The 17,064-nt window shown below is 72.7% G+C and carries 19 protein-coding genes; 7 read left to right on the top strand and 12 right to left on the bottom strand.

Annotated elements, in window-relative coordinates; all coding sequences use genetic code 11:
• Positions 1–33 precede the first annotated feature (33 nt).
• Entirely contained in the window at positions 34–864 is an 831-nt protein-coding gene (locus AC0T5L_RS08110) for an AraC family transcriptional regulator (protein ID WP_476164777.1), read from the top strand.
• Positions 865–901: 37 nt separating this feature from the next.
• On the opposite strand, the gene AC0T5L_RS08105 is transcribed toward AC0T5L_RS08110, so the two are convergent.
• Genes AC0T5L_RS08105 through AC0T5L_RS08095 form a run of 3 tightly spaced genes read right to left on the bottom strand, consistent with a single transcriptional unit; the run spans position 902 to position 3,231 of the window.
• Positions 902–1,333 (bottom strand): DUF2000 family protein, encoded by a 432-nt coding sequence (locus AC0T5L_RS08105; protein WP_476164776.1) that lies wholly within the window; start codon positions 1,331–1,333, stop codon positions 902–904.
• Positions 1,334–1,378: 45 nt separating this feature from the next.
• On the bottom strand, positions 1,379–2,026 hold the full coding sequence (locus tag AC0T5L_RS08100; protein ID WP_476164775.1) for a TetR/AcrR family transcriptional regulator: 648 nt from the start codon (positions 2,024–2,026) through the stop codon (positions 1,379–1,381).
• Between the two features lie 41 nt (positions 2,027–2,067).
• Positions 2,068–3,231, bottom strand: a complete 1,164-nt coding sequence (locus AC0T5L_RS08095; RefSeq protein ID WP_476164774.1) for an acyl-CoA dehydrogenase family protein — start codon at positions 3,229–3,231, stop codon at positions 2,068–2,070.
• Between the two features lie 177 nt (positions 3,232–3,408).
• On the opposite strand from AC0T5L_RS08095, the gene AC0T5L_RS08090 reads away from it, so the two are divergent.
• The 4 genes from AC0T5L_RS08090 (at position 3,409) to AC0T5L_RS08075 (ending at position 7,494) form a co-directional block, all read left to right on the top strand.
• Complete coding sequence (locus AC0T5L_RS08090) at positions 3,409–4,224, top strand: TIGR03084 family metal-binding protein (RefSeq protein ID WP_476164773.1); 816 nt, start codon at positions 3,409–3,411, stop codon at positions 4,222–4,224.
• Positions 4,225–4,854: 630 nt separating this feature from the next.
• Positions 4,855–5,526: a hypothetical protein gene (locus AC0T5L_RS08085; RefSeq protein WP_476164772.1), complete on the top strand. Its 672-nt coding sequence runs from the start codon at positions 4,855–4,857 to the stop codon at positions 5,524–5,526.
• Positions 5,468–6,841: a sensor histidine kinase gene (locus tag AC0T5L_RS08080; protein WP_476164990.1), complete on the top strand. Its 1,374-nt coding sequence runs from the start codon at positions 5,468–5,470 to the stop codon at positions 6,839–6,841. The genes AC0T5L_RS08085 and AC0T5L_RS08080 overlap by 59 nt, the downstream gene beginning before the upstream one ends.
• On the top strand, positions 6,838–7,494 hold the full coding sequence (locus tag AC0T5L_RS08075) for a response regulator (protein WP_476164771.1): 657 nt from the start codon (positions 6,838–6,840) through the stop codon (positions 7,492–7,494). Before AC0T5L_RS08080 ends, AC0T5L_RS08075 begins: the two co-directional genes overlap by 4 nt.
• 83 nt (positions 7,495–7,577) lie before the next feature.
• Here the strand turns inward: AC0T5L_RS08075 and AC0T5L_RS08070 are convergent, their stop codons facing one another.
• The 9 genes from AC0T5L_RS08070 to AC0T5L_RS08030 all read right to left on the bottom strand — a co-directional run bounded on the left by AC0T5L_RS08070 (position 7,578) and on the right by AC0T5L_RS08030 (position 15,159).
• The gene (locus tag AC0T5L_RS08070; RefSeq protein ID WP_476164770.1) at positions 7,578–8,777 is read right to left on the bottom strand and encodes an MFS transporter; all 1,200 of its coding nucleotides are present in this window, start codon (positions 8,775–8,777) and stop codon (positions 7,578–7,580) included.
• Between the two features lie 184 nt (positions 8,778–8,961).
• Complete coding sequence (locus tag AC0T5L_RS08065) at positions 8,962–9,858, bottom strand: ABC transporter ATP-binding protein (RefSeq protein WP_476164769.1); 897 nt, start codon at positions 9,856–9,858, stop codon at positions 8,962–8,964.
• A gap of 7 nt (positions 9,859–9,865) precedes the next feature.
• Positions 9,866–10,642 carry a hypothetical protein gene (locus AC0T5L_RS08060; protein WP_476164768.1) on the bottom strand — a complete coding sequence of 259 codons (777 nt, stop codon included), beginning with the start codon at positions 10,640–10,642 and terminating at the stop codon, positions 9,866–9,868.
• A complete protein-coding gene (locus tag AC0T5L_RS08055) occupies positions 10,639–11,283 on the bottom strand; it encodes a hypothetical protein (protein ID WP_476164767.1) in 645 nt (214 codons plus the stop codon). Before AC0T5L_RS08055 ends, AC0T5L_RS08060 begins: the two co-directional genes overlap by 4 nt.
• Positions 11,280–12,194: a cupin domain-containing protein gene (locus AC0T5L_RS08050; RefSeq protein WP_476164766.1), complete on the bottom strand. Its 915-nt coding sequence runs from the start codon at positions 12,192–12,194 to the stop codon at positions 11,280–11,282. The genes AC0T5L_RS08055 and AC0T5L_RS08050 overlap by 4 nt, the downstream gene beginning before the upstream one ends.
• Positions 12,191–12,739, bottom strand: a complete 549-nt coding sequence (locus AC0T5L_RS08045) for an RNA polymerase sigma factor (protein ID WP_476164765.1) — start codon at positions 12,737–12,739, stop codon at positions 12,191–12,193. Before AC0T5L_RS08045 ends, AC0T5L_RS08050 begins: the two co-directional genes overlap by 4 nt.
• Before the next feature lie 90 nt (positions 12,740–12,829).
• Positions 12,830–13,528, bottom strand: coding sequence for an ABC transporter ATP-binding protein (locus AC0T5L_RS08040; protein WP_476164764.1), 699 nt, complete (start codon positions 13,526–13,528; stop codon positions 12,830–12,832).
• Positions 13,528–14,331: a lantibiotic immunity ABC transporter MutE/EpiE family permease subunit gene (locus tag AC0T5L_RS08035; protein WP_476164763.1), complete on the bottom strand. Its 804-nt coding sequence runs from the start codon at positions 14,329–14,331 to the stop codon at positions 13,528–13,530. Before AC0T5L_RS08035 ends, AC0T5L_RS08040 begins: the two co-directional genes overlap by 1 nt.
• 180 nt (positions 14,332–14,511) lie before the next feature.
• On the bottom strand, positions 14,512–15,159 hold the full coding sequence (locus AC0T5L_RS08030; protein ID WP_476164762.1) for a TetR/AcrR family transcriptional regulator: 648 nt from the start codon (positions 15,157–15,159) through the stop codon (positions 14,512–14,514).
• Positions 15,160–15,265: 106 nt separating this feature from the next.
• On the opposite strand from AC0T5L_RS08030, the gene AC0T5L_RS08025 reads away from it, so the two are divergent.
• The gene (locus tag AC0T5L_RS08025) at positions 15,266–16,252 is read left to right on the top strand and encodes a DMT family transporter (protein WP_476164761.1); all 987 of its coding nucleotides are present in this window, start codon (positions 15,266–15,268) and stop codon (positions 16,250–16,252) included.
• An 11-nt stretch (positions 16,253–16,263) separates the two neighbouring features.
• A complete protein-coding gene (locus AC0T5L_RS08020) occupies positions 16,264–17,061 on the top strand; it encodes an oxygen-binding di-iron domain-containing protein (RefSeq protein ID WP_476164760.1) in 798 nt (265 codons plus the stop codon).
• Positions 17,062–17,064 lie beyond the last annotated feature (3 nt).

The following is a 17,064-nucleotide window of genomic DNA, read 5'->3' as shown; positions in this document are numbered from 1 at the left end:
GGCCCCGTCAGGGCACGGACGTAGGATTCGGGCATGGACGGCCACGCGGACACCCTGGCCCTCAGACCGGGGATCGGCGGCATCGCCGAGGTGTTCCACACCCATCTCCGCCACCACGCGTACCCGATGCACACGCACCGGTCCTGGACCCTGCTCATCATCGACTCCGGCACCGTCCGCTACGACCTGGGGCGGCACGAGCACGGGGCGCTCGACCGGACGGTCACGCTGCTGCCGCCGCATGTGCCGCACAACGGAACCCCCACGACCGAGCAGGGACTCCGCAAGCGGGTCCTGTACCTGGAACCGGAGCAGATCGGCCCGGACCTCGTCGGACGGGCGGTGGACCACCCGATGTTCGACGACCCCCTCCTGCGCCACCGGATCCACCAACTGCACGGCGCCCTGTTCCGGCCGGGCGACCGGCTGGAGGCGGAGAGTCGGCTCGAACTCGTCTCCGAGCGCCTCCGCCGACACCTGCGCGGCGCTCTGGGGCCGTCGCCCGTGGTCGACGACCCGGGCCTCGCCGACCGGCTGCGCGACCTCATCGACGCGCGCACGGTCGAGGGCGTCTCCCTGACGGAGGCCTCCGACCTGCTGTTCTCGCATCCGACCCACCTGGCCCGGGCGTTCAGCCGCCGGTTCGGTATGGCACCGCACCAGTACCTGGTGGGGCGGCGCGTGGACCTGGCCCGGCGGCTGATCCTCGACGGTGCGGCACCCGGGGACGCCGCCGCGGCGGCCGGGTTCCACGACCAGCCCCACCTGAACAGGCACTTCAAGCGGATCCTCGGTATCGCGCCGGGACGCTACGCGTGCGCCCTCCGGGGAGGCCGCGGCCTCCTCGAACCCGCGCGGCCCTGACCGGGCCACTGATCCGGGAGCCTGGCAAGGACGCTCCTCAGCGGTGCATCCGGGCACCCTTGACGATCTTGTCCACGCCGTTCCTCGGCCCGTGCACCGCGAGCCCCACCAGGTCGAGGGCCTCGCCCGGGACCGCCCGCACAGCGGCCCGGTTGTCCCGGTCGTTCCCGGTGGTGAACAGGTCCGAGGTGAACACAGCGAGCGCCACGTCCCGCGACAGGGCCTTGGTGTGGGCCTTGGCCAGCGTCTCCTTGGCCCCCTCGAACACCAGGACCGGCTGCCGGAACATCGGCAGGTAGCCGGTGCCGTCGGCGTCCTCGTAGGGTTCGCCGACCAGTTCGGGGACACGGGCACCGAGCCCGCTGACCAGGAAGGCCGTCACGTTGAGCCGCTGCCAGACCTCGAGGTCGTCACGGAGCAGCACGGCGATCTTGGTGTCGAAGCGCACGGGGGCGTCTGTGGTCTCCATGCCCGGCATCCTCGCCGAAGGGCGCTCCCCGGGTCTTGTACGTTCTTAGCCCTGGTCGCCTTCCCGGACGCGGTGCCCGTGGTCCAGGCCGATGCCCCGCGCCCACAGCCGGGTGGCGGTCTCCACGACCACGTCGGGGTCGTGCTCCTCCCCGTACAGGAAGAGCATCCGGGCCGTGTGCTCCACCATCCCGCCGAGCATGCTCGCGGTGGTCTCCACGTCGATGTCGGCCGAGGCCAGCCCCTCCTCCTGGAGGCGGCGGGTGCCCGTGCTGATCCGGTCGACGAAGAGCCCGCGGATCTCCAGGAAGAGGGTGCGAAAACGCGGGTGGCGCGGGGAGACCTGCTCGATGACCTGCATGATCCGCGCGTTGTCCCGGTAGGCGGCCAGGAAGCGCTCGGTGGCGTGCCTGATCCGGTCGACCGGGGCGGCCCCCGGCGGCGCGGCCGAGCGCGCGGCGTCGAACATCTCCCCGGCCACACCCTTGGCGACCTCGTGGAAGACCTCGTCCTTGGAGTCGAAATAGGTGTAGAAGCTCCCGTAGGCGATCCCCGCGCGACCGGTGATCTGGGCGATCCTGGTGCCGTCGAACCCGCGATCCTCGAAGACCTCCCGCGCCGCGTGGACGAGGGCACCGCGCTTGCGCCGACCGCGTTCCGTGGGCGGCCGCCCGGTCAGCGTCTGTTTCCCCACTGGTCTCCCTGGTCTTCCTCTGCTCCCGTGGGCCCAAGCGGTCAGCGCAGCGGGAGGAACTTCGCGATGACCTCGTTCATGATCTCGTAGGTTCCGCCGCCGATGCTGAACACCCTGGCGTCCCGGTAGTGGCGCTCCACCTCGGTCCCGCGCATGAACCCCATGCCGCCGTGCAGCTGGACGGCGTTGTCCACCACGTAGTCGAGGGCCTCGGTGGCGGTGTTCTTGGCCATGGCGACCTCCGCGATGAGGGGTTCGCCGTCCTGGAGACGCTCGGCGATCCCCCGCACGTAGGCCCGGGCGACCTCGGTACGGCGGTGCATCTCCACCAGCCGGTGCCGCAGGACCTGGCGGCGAGCCAGCGGCCCGCCGAAGGCCTCGCGTTCCCGGACCCACTCCACGGAGAGGTCGACGCAGCGCCGCGCCATCGCGCAGGCCTGTACGGACAGGCCGATCCGCTCGCTGGCGAACTGGCCCATGATCTGGAAGAAGCCCTGGTCCACCTCGCCCACCAGCCGCTCAGCCGGAACACGGACGTCGGCCAGGAAGAGTTCGGCGGTGTCCGAGGAGCGCCAACCCATCTTGTCCAGTCTGCGGGCGGCCGTGAAACCGGGGGTGCCGCGCTCCACGACGAACAGCGAGACACCCTCGTGCCCGGTGTCCGAGGTACGGGCGGCCACAGTCACGAAGTCGGCACGGTAGCCGGAGGTGATGAAGGTCTTCGCGCCGTTCAGCACCCACTCGTCGCCGTCGCGCACCGCACGGGTGCGCAGGCGGGCCACGTCGGACCCCGCTTCGGGTTCGGTGATGCCGAGCGAGCAGACCAGCTCTCCGGCGAGGGCCGGGCGGACGTAGTCGCGCACCAGGTGCTCGCGGCCGTCCGCCACCAGGGCGGGCAGCGCGATGGTGTGGGTGAACAGCGAGGCCAGGACCCCGGTGGGCACCCCGGCGAGAACCGCCTCCTCTGAGACCACGAGCTGGTCGAGCATCTCGCCCTCCCCGCCCACGGTCTCGGGGTACCCGAGCCCCAGCAGCCCGAGCCGGGCCGCGGCCCGGTGCAGGTCGCGGGGCAGTTCCCCCTCGTCCTCCCACCGCTCCACGTGGGGCAGGACCTCCTTGGCCGCGAAGGTCCGCACCGTCTCCCGGAGCGCTGCCCGCTCCGGTGTGTTCCAGCGGTCGGCTCGGGGGGTACCGGTCGCGGTCATGTACGCACGCTCACATCCGTCTCGGGGCGGCCCTGGCCCGTGGCGCCCCGGACCGTGAAGATCCGAAGCCCTGGGAGAGTCAGGTCACACTTTGCTATGGTGCGCCGAACATGACAAACCAGTCAACATTGGTCGGCTGCCGACGGGAGGCCGTCGGACACCCCCTGAGGAGATCCCGTGGTCGACACGCACGCTCTCGTGGATGACCTCCGCGCTGAACAGGAGGAGCTCGCCGCCCTGCTCGGCGGGCTCGACGCCGCCGACTGGGCGCGGCCGACCCCCGCGCCCGGGTGGACCATCGCCCACCAGGTCGCCCACCTGGCCTACTTCGACCGGGTGGCGCTCACCGCGCTCACCGACGAGGACGCCTTCACCGAGATCCTGAACGCCGCGGCGGGCGACCCGAACGGCTTCGGAGACAGGGCCATCGCCCCCTTCACCGGACTCGCTCCGGAAAGCCTGCTCGCTGAGTGGCGCGACGCCTCGGGCGCCCTCCGCTCCGCCCTGGCCTCGGCGCCCGCGGGGACGCGCGTGCCGTGGTTCGGGCCGCCGATGAGCGTGGCCTCGAAGGCGACCGCGCGTCTGATGGAGACGTGGGCGCACGGCCAGGACGTGGTCGACACCCTGGGCACCACACGCCGGTCCGGCACCCGGTTGCGGCACATCGTCCACATCGCCCTGCGCGCCCGGCCCTACAGCTACCTCGCCCGCGACCTGCCGGTTCCGGAGGCACGGGTGCGCGTGGAGCTGACCGGACCGGACGGAGAGCTCTGGCGGATGGGCCCCGACGGCGCCGAGGACGTGGTGCGCGGCGACGCCGAGCAGTTCTGTCTCGTCCTCACCCGTCGCCGCCACGTGGCCGACACGGACCTGGCCTCGGAGGGCGCAGCCGCCGAGGAGTGGCTCCGGGTCGGGCAGGCCTACGCGGGCGCCCCCGGCGGGGGACGCGAACCCGGACAGTTCTCCGGCGGGGGCCCAGCCGGGAAAAGCTGACTACCTTGTCAGGTTTGAACGGTGCGCCCTTCAGCGTCAGTCTCCGGAGGGCGCTCGCCCCCCGGGGTCCGGACGCCCGGAGGGCTGACCCGACCGCGTCACCGACAGCGTCCGGCCCCTCCCGCCCGGCGGCACCGGCGGGGAGGGGCTTTCCGTCTGCGGCGAAAGGCGAAGCCGCCTGCGCCGAAAGTCGCCAGTCCGATGTGGACCTCCGGCCGATGTGCCGGAGGGGCCGGCTACAGCACGCTGGTAACCACAGCACCGGGTGAGGCGACACCGGCGACGTCCGAACGCCCGGTACGGCCGACGGAGCAGGAGAGAGTTCGTGACCGCCCCCGCAGCACCCCCTCAGACCGGCCCCGCCCAACCGCGACGGTCACCCCGGGCGCTTCTGACGGCCCTGGCGGTGGCCGCGGCCGACACGGCCCCCGTGCCACCGGTCACCTCCACCGCGACCGCCGACCCCACCCAGGAGGCCCTGGAGACCTGGCTGGACGGCCTGGTCCCCGCGGGCCTCCAGCAGACGGGTATCCCGGGTGCGGCCGTGAGCGTCGTCCACGAGGGCGGGGGCTCACCTCCAGCGGCTACGGCTACGCCGACACGGGCTCGGAGGGGTCCGGTCCGGTACCGGTGGGCCCCGACGAGGCCACCGGGATCTTCGTGACCCTCAACGGCGGCGGTCACGGGGCATCCGACAGTCACAAGCTGCGTGAGGCTGCACTGTCCGGGTTCGCGGACCGCTACTTCCCCGGCTCGGAAGACGGGGACTCCCCGGCGCAGTCCACGGCCGCCGAGCACACCGCGATGGCCGAGGGCACCTACGGGTCCTCACAGTCGGTGCGCAGCAACTTCCTGGCCGCCATGGACGTGCTCGGCACACAGCCACGGGTCGTCGCACGTGAGGACGGCACGATCCTGGTCTCCCCGGCCGCCGTGGTCCTGTTCGACGACGTCCGCCACCGCAGGGGCTGGGCGCGGTGCCTGGGCGGCGCGCTCATCCTGCTGGCACTGGTGGGGGGCCTGCTCCGCCGCCCTCTTCGGCCTGCTCTCCTCCAGCGTCACCTACTGACCTGCCGTTCTGGCCCGGCTGGACACCGCCCGTCGGCCCCGGCCCGGGGCGCGGCGTCATACTCGCAGTCCCATGGAAAAGGAAACGGTGGACGCAATGACCGACGACGGCCGGGCGGACAGGGCCGGGAACACCTCGGAGCCAGGCGCCGCCGGCACCACGGCGCCCCGGGCGATGATGTGGGCCGACGACGCGCTGAACCGTCTGGCCCCGCGATCCGGGTTCGCTCGTGACTGCTCTCTCGCGATGGTCGTGGCACTGGTCTCCGGTGCCCTGGTCTGGCCCGTGGTGAGCCTGCTGCGGAACGTGGACGGTGTCGAGCTCTCTCCGGCCGTGACGACCGCACTCACCATCCTGACCTGCGCACAGTCCCTGGTGCTGTGTGCGAGGCGCAGGAGTCCGGCCCTGTGCCTGATCACCGTGGGACTCGTCCAGCTGGCGATCACGGCCGTGGTGCCCCCTTTCGTGAGCTTCCAGATGGCGGTGCCCGTCGCCGCCTACACCTGCGGCACCCTCATGCCTCCGCACCGGCTGGCACGGCTCCTCGTTCCCGTCACCCTCCTGCACGGTGTGCTTGGAGCCCTGGTGTCGGGGCGGCTGTCCGGCACGGACGCGGTCCCGGAGGCCACCGCCCTCATACAGCAGCCGGGCCCGACGGGGTACCTGGTACTGGTCGGCGGAACACTGGTCTCGGGCCTGTTCATGTACGTGGTAACGGCGCTCGTGGGGGCCTACGTGGGGACCCGGCGGCACTACGCCGAACTGGTCCGGGCCCACGCCGCCGAAGCCGTCCGGGCGCAGCGGGAGAGGGCCGAGAACGCCGTCAGGAACGAGCGCACTCGCATGGCACGCGAACTGCACGACATCGCGGCGCACCACCTGTCCGGCATGGTCGTGCAGGCGGGTGCCGTGCAGCAGTTGATCGGCCGCGACGACCAGGCCGCGCTGGAGGCGACGGCATGGGTGCGCTCACAGGGCAAGGAGACGCTCGACAGCCTGCGCCTGGTCGTGGGGGCGCTGCGCGATCCCGGCGAAGAGCCCACCTCGACCGGGGGCGACCTGTTCCACAGCGGCGACCCGGGGTCGCGGGGCGCGCCCGTCCCCGGTGCCGAAGCACTCGACAGGCTGGTGGAGACGGAACGCGAGCTCGGCTCGGCGATCGACCTCGTACGCGAGGGCGATCCCTACCCGCTGCCCCCGATCGCCGACATCACCGTCTACCGGGTGGCCCAGGAGGCGCTCTCCAACGCCCGTGAACACGCCGCCGGGGGCGGGGCACGCCTGCTGCTGCGCTACGGCGGCTCCCACCTCGTCCTCCAGGTGGACAACGGGGACGGGAGCCCAGCGGCGGACCAGGGCAAGAAGGCCGCAGGGGTCCCGCGCGGGCTGGGGCTGCTCGGCATGAGGGAGCGGGCCCACATGGTCGGTGCGACACTGGAGGCGGGCTCGACCGCCCGGGGTGGTTGGCGTGTGCGGTTGAGCCTTCCCGTGAGCAGGGAGGTGTCCGCTGCCGGAAGCCGGAGCGTGTCCGAGAGGAACGGCGCATGATCAGAGTGGTCCTCGTGGACGACCAGACCGTCGTCAGAGCGGGATTCCGTGTCATCCTCAACCTCGCGGACGACATCGAGGTCGTCGGAGAGTGCGGTGACGGGCCCACGGCGGTCACCCTCGCCGAACGTCTCCAGCCCGACGTCATCTGCATGGACGTGCGCATGCCGGGCGGGGACGGGCTGTCCGCGACCCGCCGGATCCTCGCGCGCGCCTCCGCCGAACCGCCCGCCGTCCTCATCGTGACCACCTTCGATCTGGACGAGTACGTCTTCGGTGCGTTGGAGGCGGGCGCGAGCGGGTTCGTCCTCAAGGACACCGAGCCCGACGAGCTGATCGACGCCGTGCGCAGACTCGCCAACGGCTACGGACTGGTGGACCAGGCCGTGACCCGCCGGGTGATGACCGAGTTCGCGCGTCGCAGGTCCGCCCCTCCCCGCACCAAGGCCTTCGACCTGCTGACCGGGCGCGAAGCCGACATCGTCCGTCTTCTCGCGCAGGGCATGTCCAACGCCGAGATCGCCGGGGAGCTGTTCATCGAGGCGAGCACGGTCAAGTCGCACCTGGGGCGGGCCATGACCAAGATCGGTACCCGCGACCGGTTGCAGACCGTGGTGTGGGCCTACCAGAACGGCGTCGTGCAGGTCCGGTAGGACCCCCTGCCGGCCTGAGCCGACACGTGCTCCGCTGGGTCGCTGTCCCCGTCTGCGTCCCCGGGGCCGCGCCCCGGATGCCGCTACGTGCGTCCGCGCGCGGCCGGCACCGCCGCGACGGCGGTGGCGGAGAAGACCGCGGCCACCGCGAAGACGGCGGGCAGGCCCGCGAACGTGATCACGGCCGCCATGAGCACCGGGGTCAGCGTCGTACTGATCGCCTGGAGCCAGTTCTGCACGGCCAGGGCCCGCCCGGCCCACGGGGTCCCCGCGATCTCCGCGACGGCGGTGAAGGTCAGGCCGTTGTGCCACATCGTCAGGACCAGGCAGAGCAGGACCATCGGCACCGCCGTCCACGCCCAGGCGTTCGGCAGCGCGGCGAGCAGGACCAGGCAGGTTCCGGAGACCGCCGCCAACCACCGCACCGGCCGCATCCGGTCCCCGGTCCGGTCCGACCGGACGCCGAGCAGCAGACGCCCGGCGGCCCCGGGCACCTGTGCCGCCGCGACGACCGCGCCGGCGGCGGGCGCGCTCCACCCCTGCTCCTGGACCAGGTAGACGACCGCGTAGGTCATGAGCGTGACTTGGGGGACCCCGAGCAGCATGCTCACGCCGTGCACCCGCCAGATCGCCCAGTGGCGGTACGGCGACCCGGCCGGGGAGCTCGAAGCGGTGCCGGCGCGCGCCGTACCCCCCGCCGCGACCGGGGCCGGGGTCCTCTCAGGGGCCGTCGCGGGCATCGCCAGTACGAGCGGGAGCGCGAGAAGCGCGAGCACGGCCGGGAGCGTCATCGCCCCGACGAACCCCCACGCGTCGGCCACGCCGGGAAGCACCAGGGCGGAGACGCCCACGCCGAGGGGCAGCGCCGACTGCCGGATGCCCATGGCCAGGCCCCGCTCCTCCGAGGAGAACCAGGAGAGCACCAGCCGCCCGCTCGCCGCGTTGACCGGGCCGCCGACCGCTCCCACCAGAAGCAGGACCGCTGCGGCGCCCCACAGGTGCGAGACGGACCAGAGCAGGCCGAGCGCACCCGCCGTGAGGACCAGGCTCAGCGCCATCGTCGACCGCTCCCCGGCCCGGTCGATCACCAAGCCCCAGAGCAGGAGTGTGAGCAGCAGCCCGAACGACGGCAGCCCGGCCAGGACCCCGGCCTGTGCCGTCGTGATCCCGAAGGCCTCCCGCAGCTGCGGCAGCACGATGGGCACGCCGAACATCGCCGACACGCTGGCCACCTGCGCCACCACGCTGACGGACAGGACGACCCAACGATTCCGCACGAGCATCCCGCCAGCCTAGGTTCGGTGGACCATTCCGCGCCCGCCTTCGGTACGGGCCCGCGGGCAACCGTCCTCACGCGGATTCCCCGGGGTCGGAGCCGGCCGCGCGCCCTCCTGGTGGCGCGCCCTCCCCCGGCACTCGGTCCGGCGGCGGGGACACCGCCGCCGGACCGGTGCACCGGTTCCCGGGTCAGCGGTCGCCGCCGACCGCCCCGTCCCGTGTCGCGCGGGCGTCGCGCATCAGGGCGGCGTAGCCGTCCTCCAACGTGGCCGCGGCGGGAACGGCGTCCGCGGAGGGAGCGTCGGTGACGACGCGGTAGCGCATACCGTCGCCGGTGGACGCGGCGTTGGTGACGGAGAGGTCCCCGGCGGGCTGGGGGCCGCCCGTGTCGACGTGGTAGGTGCGGCCTTCGGCGAAGGCGGTGAGGCCCGAGGTCGAGCCGTCGTAGACGATCCGTCCCGCCACCAGGACCGCGGCACGGGAACAGGTCTGTGCGACGTCGTCGAGGATGTGCGTGGACAGCACCACGGTGCGCCGCCCGCCCAGGCTCGCGAGCAGCGAGCGAAGGCGCATGCGCTCCTCCGGGTCCAGGCCCACGGTCGGCTCGTCCACGACCAGCAGCCGGGGATCCCCCATGAGCGCCTGGGCGATGCCGACCCGCCGCTTCATGCCGCCGGAGAAGCCGCCCAGGCGGCGTTTGGCGCTGTCGGTCAGACCGACCTGGTCGATCAGGGCGTCGACCTGGGCACGGCGTGCCCGTTTGTCGTCGATCCCCTTGAGCAGGCCGACGTAGTCGAGGAACTCGCGGGCGCTGAGGTCGGGATAGGGGTCGAGGTGCTGCGGCAGGTAACCCAGCATCCGCTTGACCGAGGCACGCCCGGCCCGGTCGCCGAGATCGTGCCCGCCGACGGTGACGCGCCCCGACGAGGGCCGCAGGACACCGGTGAGCAGCCGCATCAGGGTGGTCTTCCCGGCCCCGTTGGGACCGAGAAGGCCGACCATCCCCCCGCCGAACCCAAGGTCCACCCCGTCCAGCGCCGTGTGCCGACCGAAGGTCTTGGTCAGGCCGTTGATGGTGACGTCCATCGTCGGATCACCTTCTCCGCATCATGATCAGGCGCGCGCAACCGACCATCAGGGCTGTGCCCAGCAGCACGCACGCGAGGTTCGCCAGGCCGGTCGCCGCGCCGTCGGGGGCTGGGCTGAGCCAGTCGGCCTGTCCGTGCCCGGCCCAGGACGGGGTGGTGCCGAACCACGCCTGGGCCGGGTACTCGCCGGAGGGGACCAGGAGGGTACCGACCGGGGTGGGGACCCACAGCAGGGTGTAGTTCCAACTGGTGGCCCACAACCACAGAGGGATGGCAAGGAACCGGGCCAGCGTGACCGGGAGGACCAGGCCCAGCAGCGAGGTCAACGCCGTCGTCCACGCGCAGGCCGGCAGTATGACGAGCAGGAGGGCCAGCACCGCCCACGCCGGTGCCGTGGCCTCGCCCGTGCGCACCGCGATGACCGTGCCCAGGGCCACGACCAGGGCCAGGACGGGGATGAGCGCGACGGCGAGCGCACCACCGAGGACACCGAGGACGCGGGCCGTGCCGTTCAGCGGCGCGGTGTCGAGGAGTTCCTCCAGCCCGGTGGCCCCACTGCGGCGCAACCGGTCGGCCAGCACCACGGCGACGCCGACGGGCACGAGGAGGGTCAGGGCCCCGGCCATCGCACCGGTGTTGAGCCGGGCGCTCTCCTGCCCGGTCAGGGGCGCGAGGGCGACGGGCAGCCCCAGCAGGGCCACCGGGACCATCCCGATCCACACGGCCCTGGCGCGCGCGGCCATGCGCACCTCGTAGCGAACGACCGCCGCGACACCTCTCATACCGCCTCCTTCGCCAGGACCCGCGCGGGGTCGTTGAGGGACCGCAGCCCGAGCCAGACCAGCAGTGCCCCCGTGACTGCGCAGACCAGCCGGTCCACCTCGGGGGGAACGCTGGCCGCCCAGAAGAGCGCGTGACCCAGCCACACCGCGATCAGCGCGCCCGACGCCGCGGCGACCGAGTGCCACCGCGCCCACGTCCACAGCGCGGCCCCGGTCAGCAGAGCCGCGGTGCACAGCACGGCCCCGGCCGTCTCCGCTCCTCCGGCCAAGATGACGGCCGCCCCTTCCGTCCCGGCCTCGGGGACGAGCGCGATCCCCCCGGCGGCGGCACCCGCGAACGCGGCGAAGGCCGACACGACCGCGATCCGCCGTGCCACCAGGACCGGGACCGGCACCGGCATGGACAGGTGGAGCTCCAACATCCGCTCCCTGCCGAGCGCCGCCACGGCACACAGCGCCGTGAGGCCGGCCAGTGCGACGCCGGAGACGAGGAGCAGGACCGGCCGCACCGTCGGAGGGAACAGGAGCACGGTCAGGCCCGCCGCCGCCCCGGCCACCAGCAGCGCCCAGACGGCGGGACCGCAGCGACGCGAATCGTGGCGCAGCAGCGAGGCCGCGACGGGAGCACACCGCACGATCACGCCGCACCTTCCCGTAGGCCGTGTTGGGGACGGGTGATGAGGAACGCGGTGAGACCGATCAGCAGCGACGCCGCCGTCAGGGTGCCGACGTTGGTGGTCCACGCGGTCGCGACCGCCCCGAGAAGGGTTCCGGGTACCGGCAGCAGACCGCCCGTGGCCGCGGCCGCCCCGGCCAGCCATCCGCAGCCTCCCAGCACCGCTCCGACCGTCGGGGAGTGCCACACCGAACCGAACGCGGCGAGCGCCGCCGTGAGCAGTGCCGGACCGAGCCACAGCGTGACCAGGTGCACTGCACCGGCGTCACCGCCCGGCAACCACCCGACCACGACGGTGAGCACCGTGGCGGCGACGAGGTCGACGCCCACGACGAGCGCCAACCTGGCCAGCCACACCGCGACGGGCGGCACGGGCATCGAGTAGAGCACCTCGCGCCGGGGGTCACGGCGCGGCTCGCACACGGCGAGGGCCCCCACCGTCACCAGGAGGGTGACCCCGGGCCCCAACAGGACCGATCCCGTGACCGGACCGAAGCTCCAGGCGAGAGGCAGCAGCGCCGCGAAGCCCAGAGCGGTCAGCGGCCACAGCGCACCAGGCACCAGGCGGGCCTGGCGCAGTACCAGCGCGGCGGTGAGCCGCCACGACGCCGCCGCGGTCGGAGCGGCCACCGGAACGGGATCGGCCGGGCGGCGCAGTTCGGGCAGCACGAGCGCGTCGAAGGCCGGGACGACGGCACCGGCGCCGGGTGCGTCCTCGGCCTCGACCGCGGTGACCGCGTCGCGCAGCGCCTCGGCCCCGGCCGCCCTGCGGCGGCAGTGCTCGCATTCCGCGAGGTGCGACGCCGCCTCCGCGCCGGGTGGGGTGTACCCGGAACGGACCGCGGCGAGGATCTGCTCTTCGTCGAGGTGTCTCATGTCCCTTCGGCCCCCTCGTCCTGCACTGAACGCACCAGACGTGCGCGGGCGTTCGCCATGCGGCTCTTGACGGTGCCCACGGGCACACCGAGCACCTCGGCGATGTCGCGGTAGGGCAGACCGTCCACGAACGCGAGCACGACGACCTCCCTGGACCGTGTCGGCAGACGGCGGACGGCGTCCATGATCGCCTCATGGCCGATGGCGGCCAGCACCTGCCCCTCGACGTCGGCGCGGACGTCGACGGGTTCCGGCGCCTCGTCGACGTCGACCGTCGTGAGCGCGGCCCTGCGCAGACGGTCGTGGGCCCTGCGCCGGGTGATCCCGAACAGCCAGGCGCGCACCGACGACTCGCCCCGGTAGCCGCCGGCCGAGCGCCACACCGCCAGCCACGCCTCCTGAAGGATCTCCTCGGCCGTCCCGGTGTCGGATGTGAGACGGCGCAGCAGGCGCAGCATGTCGGCGGCGTGGCGTTCGTAGAGGCGGCGCAGTGCGTGCTCGTCACCGTCGGCGGCGCGGGCGAGCAGGATGCGGTCCGCGTCCACCTGCGCCTCCTTCACGCTCGTCCGGGGTCGCGGGTGTGGTGGTGGGGCGCTTCGCGCCCCGTCGTGGATGATCATCACGCTCGCACCGCCTCAGAGGAGGCCCAGCAGCGCGAAGAACCCCTTTTCCAGATCGCCGTCCGGGGCGAGCCCGTCCAGTGCCCCCTCATAGCGCATACGTCCTTCGGCGAGGACGCCGACCCGGTCGCAGACGTGCGCGATCTGGTCGAGGTTGTGGCTGGAGACCAGGACGGTCACGCCGTCGGACGCGAGGCGGCGCAGCAGGGTCCGCACGTCACGCATGCCCACCGGGTCCAAGCCGTTGGTGGGCTCGTCCAGCACGAGCAGCCGCGGCTGGGCCAGCAGCGTAATGGCGATACCCAGCCGCCAGCGCATCCCCAGCGAGTACGTCGACACACGCCGCTCGGCGAACCCGCTCATACCGACGGTCTCCAGCAGCTTCGGGATCACCTCCGGGTCGGCACCGCGCAGCCGGGCGTGCATGCGCAGGTGCTCGGCCGCGTTGTAGCGAGCCCACAGCCCCGGCTCGGTGACGAGCGCCCCGACCTCGCGCAGGGCGCCGCGTTCGAAGGGGGAGCCGAACAGCTCGAACGAGCCGGAGTCGGGACGTGCCAGACCGGTGATGGTCTTCAGCAGGGTGGTCTTTCCCGCGCCGTTGGGGCCCAGGAGGCCGTAGACCTGACCGGTCTCCGCCTCCAACTCCACTCCGGCGAGGGCCTGGTGCCCTCCCAGGCGCTTGGTGAGGCCGCTGACGCGGACGGCGGTGGCCACTACGGTTCCTTCCGGTTGACACGGTGGGCGCCGACGGCGAGCAGCACGGCGGCGAGCCCGACGGACATGGCGATGATGGCCGGGACGTTCCCGGCGTCGGTGAGCGGATGCCCCTCCGGCAGCGGGACCCCGCTGGCGTGGATGTCGACGAGGGGGACGACCACGGTCATGGGCCAGCCCAGCGGGACGATCCACCACACGTCCTTGTCGGCGAGCAGGGCACCGAACATCGACCCCAGGACACCTAGGCAGACGGTGGGCGCGAACCCCCACTCCTCGGCGACCAGCAGGCACAGCGCCAACGCTCCCAGGGACGCCGCCCAGGGCAGCAGGATCGACAGCGCGGTCCCGCCGATGACGTGGGGCCCCTCCAGCACCGCCCCCATCGGAACGAAAAGCGCCACCAGCAGGACGGCCTGGCAGAGCCCGAGAACGGCCAGGGCCGCGAACCGGCCTAGGAGGAAGCGGTACCGGGGTACCGCGTAGCCGTAGAGCACGGCTCGCGCGCCCTCGTCCTGACGCGCGGCCGTCGACGCGTACAACGCGCTGACCATCGGTAGCGAGACGCCCCAGAACATCGCGACGACACCGGACCAGATCCCCCACACCTGTCCGGCCTGGCCCTCGGGCGAACCGAACGAGATCAGGCCCAGGGGGAGCACCAGCGCGCACGGGAGCCCAAGGGTGAACCAGAGCGGGAACCCGCGCCGCATCCGGGCCAGTTCGACGACGGTGACCGTGGACAGGGACGGGTCGTCACGTCGGAGTGCCCGGACTCCTGCGTCGGGCGCGGCGGCTGCCATGGCGTCTCCTCGGACATCGGAACTCACTGTCGAGGAGTACGTAGCGCCTGGTCTCCGCCCCGGTTCATCCGCCCGGACGTGACTCGCGCCACACGGCCATGGCTTCGGTGCCCGGCGGCGCGGATGCCCCGAGGGGAGTCCGCGCCGCCGGGCCCTCTGCTGTGCTCGGCCCGGGCCGACTCACCCCAGCAGGCGACGCGCCATCCAGCCCAGGGCCCGCGCCATACGCTCGATGTCCATCCCGACGGTGTCGCGCTGGTGGGCGAAGAGGTCGGGGTCCAGGGGCGCGAGGAGCTGGTCCACCAGGGCCTCGCGGTCGGCCCCCGGGGCGTCGGTGAGCAGCGTGCCGACGTGCATGCGCCAGAAGGAGTAGGCGCCGGTGGCGAAGCGCCTGCGGCCGGTCTCGGCACCGAGAACGAGCGGCAGGTGGCGGTCCAGGAGGCCGACGGCCGCTGCGTAGAAGGCGGCCAGGCGCTCGGCGGGCGCGGCTCCGGGACCGAGCGGGGGCGGCCCGTACATGATCTCGCCTTGCAAGCGGCACTCGTGCTCGTCGAGCAGGGCGACGGCCACCGATCCCGTGTCCGGATAACGACGGTAGAGGGTGGCGCGGCCGACACCGGCCGCCCTGGCGATGTCCCCCATGGTCACCGTGCGGGGGTCGGCCTCGGCGAAGAGGCGCTCGGCCGCGGTCAGGATCCGCGAACGGTTGCGCGCGGCGTCCGCACGCTCGCGCGGCGGACCGTTCCCCTCGGAGAGCGCGACGGGGAGCGGGGGCACGCCGGGCCGCGCGACGACCTGGTGCGAAAGGTGTGCGTCACCGTCTTCCATATCCCGATGGTACGGCATCCCGGGATTATATGGACAGCGTGTCCACTTACGTGCTACTCATGGACCACAAGCGGACAGGGTGTCCGCATCATCTTCGAGGAGAGCCATGCACACCGCACTGCTCGCGGCGGCCCTGCTGATCGGCTGCTTGCTGGCCGTCCAGGCCTCGGTGAACCAACAGCTCAACAAGGCCGTCGGCACTCCCTACGGCGCGTCGACCCTGCAACTCGCCCTGGCCACAGGTCTGCTCCTGCTCCTGAGCGTGTTCGCGGGCGCGGCCACCGACCTCACCGGTGTGGCCGACGCTCAGTGGTGGCACCTGTTGGGCGGCCTGGCCAGCCCCTTCTACATCACCAGCGGCATCCTGCTCATCCCCCGGCTGGGTGCGGTCACCACCGTCGGGCTGTTCGTGTCAGGACAGATGTTCGCCTCCATCGCCCTGGACCTGACCGGGGTCCTAGGCATCGAGCAGCAACCGCTGTCCCTTGGCATGGTGTTGGGCGGCCTAGCCGTGCTCGCCGGGATCATCGTGGTCGTGCGGGCGCAGAGCCGCGCCGCGGCGCCCGCCCCGGTACCGGCCACCGTCGGCGGTGGAGGCGTCGACGTCGCTCCCGGGGACGGTCAGCGGTTCTCCCCGGGGCGCCTGGGGTGGCCGCTCCTCGGGCTGGCCGCGGGCGGGGTCCTGCCGGTGCAGGGGGCGGTCAACGCACAGTTGCGCGAGGTTCTGAGCGACCCACTGGCCGTGGCCTCCGTCAGCTTCATCGTGGCGACCCTGGCCATCGCCGTGGCGCTGCTGGTGCTGCTCGCCACGCACCGGACCCCACGGCCACGGACGGGACCGCTGCGGCACATGCCGTGGTGGGGCTGGCTGGGCGCCGCCTGCGCGGTCGGCTACGTTACCGGCACCTTCCTGCTCATCCCCCTGATCGGCGCCGCCGTGACCGTCGCGCTGACCGTCAGCGGCCAGCAGCTCACCTCTGCCGCCATCGACCACTTCGGCCTCTTCCGCCTCCCCCGGCGCCCACTGACCTCGGTGCGGGTCACGGGCCTGTTCCTCCTCGTCGCCGGCGCCTTCGTCATCCAACTCCTCTGAGGGAGCCCTCCGTGAGAGAGCCCTACCGGGTCGCCCCCGGCATCCACGCCCTGCCCTCCGAGCTACCCATCCCGGGGCTGGGCCTGCAACCCGTCAACGCGTTCCTCGTCATGGCGGCGGAACCGATACTCGTCGACGCCGGCATGCCGGTCGACCGTGCCGCCTTCGAACGGGCCCTGTGTTCCCTGATAGACCCCGCCGACCTTCGGTGGATCGTGATCACGCACGACGACCGTGACCACACCGGGCTGCTGCCGCGCCTGTTGGAGACGGCTCCCCGGGCGACCCTGGTCACCAGCCCCATATCGGTCACACGTCTGACCGAGGAGTTCCAGCTGCCACAGGAGCGGATCGTCACCGCCAACCCGGGCGGGAGGCTGCGGACGGCCGACCGCGTACTCAGCTTCCACCGGCCGCCGGTGTTCGACTCCCCGGGCACCCTCGCGGTCCACGACCACGCCTCGGGGACCCTCTACAGCTCGGACAGCTTCGGCACGGTGCTGCCGGGCGTCGGCAACCACCTGTACGACCACGACGAGAAGGAGTTCTTCGAGGGGTTCGCCGTGCTCAACCGCGCGATCGCCCCGTGGACGTCGCTGGTCGACCCGGAAAGGTTCCGGCACCCGATCACCGAGCTGCGCGACCTTCGTCCGCAGCGGCTGCTCAGCTCGCACGCCCCTGCCGCGGAGGGAGACCTGGACCCCTTCTTCGAGGCGATGTGCCGCGTCCCCGGCCTTCCCCCATGGCTGCCCGACGCCGACCTGGAGGCCGCCCTGGACGCACACGAGGCCGCGGCGGGCTCCGCCTGAGAC

Source organism: Nocardiopsis sp. TRM 82005, from assembly GCF_056312425.1.
This window is presented reverse-complemented; position numbering and strand designations above follow the sequence as displayed.